At 39.6% G+C, this 3,204-nt stretch carries 3 protein-coding genes; all 3 read left to right on the forward strand.

Annotated elements, in window-relative coordinates; all coding sequences use genetic code 11:
- Positions 1 to 344 (forward strand): hypothetical protein (locus tag KGY70_19705; GenBank protein ID MBS3777430.1); only part of this gene is annotated, 344 nt, incomplete at its 5' end.
- Positions 345 to 439: 95 nt separating this feature from the next.
- Complete coding sequence (locus KGY70_19710) at positions 440 to 1,816, forward strand: hypothetical protein (protein MBS3777431.1); 1,377 nt, start codon at positions 440 to 442, stop codon at positions 1,814 to 1,816.
- A 137-nt stretch (positions 1,817 to 1,953) separates the two neighbouring features.
- A complete protein-coding gene (locus tag KGY70_19715) occupies positions 1,954 to 2,979 on the forward strand; it encodes an L-rhamnose/proton symporter RhaT (GenBank protein MBS3777432.1) in 1,026 nt (341 codons plus the stop codon).
- The last annotated feature ends 225 nt before the right edge of the window (positions 2,980 to 3,204 follow it).

Here is a 3,204-nt window from a genome sequence, read left to right on the forward strand (position 1 = left end):
CCTATTCCGGCATTGGAGTTTATTCTCAGAAGGTTGAATTTACCCGTGAAGAGGCTGAAAAACAAATTGAACTTGATTTGGGAAAAGTACTGGTAGCTGCGAAAGTTTTGGTGAACGGTGAATCGGCTGGAGTAAAGCTGGCATCGCCTTATACTTATGATTTGACAGGATTAATACAGCCAGGAGAGAATACAATAGAAATCCGGGTGGCCAATACCATCGCCCCGCATTATAAGATACCCCGGAAAACCATTCATTTAGGACCCACAGATTCGGGTTTGATTGGCCCGGTGGAACTTACATTAATGAATAACAGAAAGAGAAATCATTATCTGTCCAATTAAAGAAGATGTAGAAAAAACAATGATTATGCTGGATATTCAGGAATTTTATTATAAAATTGCTATTTATAAGTTCTAACGCTAATTATTCAATACTTATGGAAAATGTAATTGCTGTTTTTGATATAGGAAAGACCAATAAGAAAATCCTGCTTTTTAACGAGGATCTCAAAATCGTTTCTCAAGAGGAAGAAAAATTTCAACCTGCCATTGATGATGACGGGGATGAATGCGATGACATTGAAAAGATTGAACATTGGATACGTGCAAAAATCAGGGAAGTAATTTCAAACGGGGATTACAATTTAAAAGCTGTAAACTTTTCTACTTACGGGGCTTCCCTGATGCATCTTGATGAAAATGGGAAACGGGTAACCCCGCTTTACGATTATCTGAAAACCATGCCGGAGGGTATTATAGAACCCATATATGAGAGGTATGGAGGGAAACAGGAATTTTTGAGAAAAACTGCCTCTCCAGCTTTGGGTATGCTCAATTCGGGATTTCAGATATTATGGCTAAAGAAGCAAAAGCCCGCATTATTTGAGAAGATTAAGCATACTTTGCATCTTCCGAATTATCTTTCTTTTGTTCTTACTCAAATGCCGGAAAGTGAATATACTTCTATAGGCTGTCACACAGCCATGTGGGATTTTGATGAGATGAAATACCACCGGTGGCTGGCAGATGAAGGGATTGCTTCTTTACCCCAACCTGTGCCTAACAATACCATTCACAAAGCTTCGCTGGATAATGAGCAGGTAAAAGTGGGTATTGGCATTCATGACAGTTCAGCCTCCATGGCACCCTATATCATGCAAAGCAGAGAAAAATTCATATTGGTTTCTACCGGAACTTGGTGTATCAATATGAATCCCTATAACTATGAACCATTAACTTACGAACAGTTGGAAAAGGATTGTCTCTGCTACATGAGCGTCAGTCAAAAACCGGTAAAGTCCTCGCGTCTTTTCATGGGTCGTATACACGATGTCAATGTGCAGAGACTGGCCGATCATTTTGATGTAGATCAGGAGTATTACAAAAAGGTTGATTTAAATAAAGAACTGTGGTCCAAACTTTCCTTCCAGGAGAAAACGTTTTTTAAACATGGTATTCCTGATGATTTGGTTGATACCACAGTTGATCTGTCGGAATTTGAATCTTTCGGGTCTGCCTATCATCAATTAATGCTTGATCTGACTGCCTTGTGCAAGGGCTCTATTGATCTCATTATACCTGAACAGGATGACATAGAGTCTCTTTATGTTTCAGGAGGATTTGCCCGCAGCGAACTTTTCGTCAGGATGCTTGCCACAAGATACCCTGATAAAAAAATATTTACCACGGATATAGATAATTCAACAGCCCTTGGAGCAGCCTATATGGTGTATGGTGAATTTGGAAGCTCCACGGCTCCTGAGATTGATCTGGGCTTCAGACAGCACTCGGGGCTAAACGATCTTGAACCTTAGTCGCTGTCGGAGACAGGAATAATTCTTGAATTATTCGGGTTAAAGAAATGAGAGATTTTAGATTAGAATTACTCAAAGCCATTATAAAGAATTGTAGAATAGATAAATTTAATAAGTTTAATTAAAAAAAAGATTTTATGGATCCATTAGTTGCTACAGGATTAATTGCTATAGGCAGTATAGGAGCGGCAAGTTTTTATGTTCCTTTTAAGAAAGTCAAACAATGGTCATGGGAATCTTATTGGGTTTCCCATGCTTTTATGGCATATCTTATTGCCCCTTGGGTATTCGCCTTCTTGACCGTTCCAAATGGAGCCTTGTTTGATATTTTTGCGGAAACATCTGCTCAGACAAAGTGGTTAACGATCATGTTCGGAGCTATGTGGGGTGTTGGAGGCTTAACTTTTGGTCTCAGTCTGAGATATTTGGGAATTGGCCTGGGTCAGAGTGTGGCTCTTGGATTTACCGCAGCCTTTGGAACTCTGATACCTCCAATAGTAGCCGGTCAGAACCTTTTTGCCTCCACCTCGGGGATATTAACTGTTATCGGGGTAATTGTTTGTATTGTAGGTATAGCTATTGTGGGTTATGCCGGTTATCTGAAAGAGCAAAATCTGAGTGAGAAAGAGCGTAAGAAAGCAGTTAAAGAATTTGCCCTGCGTAAAGGCCTTTTAATAGCGGTTTTTGCAGGTATCATGAGCGCATCTATGAATTTTGGTTATGAGGCAGGAGATCCCATGGCCGAAGTTGCCAGGCAACATGGAACCAACCCGCTTTATGCCAGTAATCCAGTGCTTGCCTTGATATTGGTAGGAGGCTTTGCCACCAATTTTATTTATTGCGTGTTTTTGAACATCAAAAATGGTACGGGCAAGGAATATTTCTCAGTTAAACCCGGAATTCTGTTTAGTAACATCCTTTTTACTTTTCTGGCTGGATTGCTGTGGTTTTTACAGTTTCATTTCTATGGAATGGGCAGGAGTCAATTGCCCCCGGAAATATCAGTTTTTGGATGGAGCATTCTTATGGCCCTGAACATCTCGTTTAGTAACATCTGGGGACTATTTCTGAAGGAGTGGAAAGGTACGGGAAGAAAAACCCTGACCATTTTGCTCATTGGTATAGCAATACTTATCTTCTCTGTATTTGTGGTTCAGTTTTAAAGTTTCTTTTAATTTTTAAAAGGGGCCGATTATATTTTTTAACTTTTGATCTGTTTTGTGGGGCTTATAAAGTAATTAAAATGAGTAAAGTAGGATTGTTCGCAATTGGTTTAGATGCATACTGGGATCAGTTTGAAGGTTTGTATGATAGGCTTAGGGGATATCAACAGTCAATTAAGGATAAGATAGAACAACTTGGAGGAGATGTAGTGGATGCCGGATTGA

Source organism: Bacteroidales bacterium, from assembly GCA_018334875.1.
Classification (GTDB): domain Bacteria; phylum Bacteroidota; class Bacteroidia; order Bacteroidales; family UBA12077; genus JAGXLC01.

What these genes read in the sequence shown, in the direction of transcription:
- KGY70_19710 (MBS3777431.1), top strand. Translation starts at nt 440, where the DNA reads ATGGAAAATGTAATTGCTGTTTTTGATATAGGAAAGACCAATAAGAAA.
- KGY70_19715 (MBS3777432.1), top strand. Translation starts at nt 1,954, where the DNA reads ATGGATCCATTAGTTGCTACAGGATTAATTGCTATAGGCAGTATAGGA.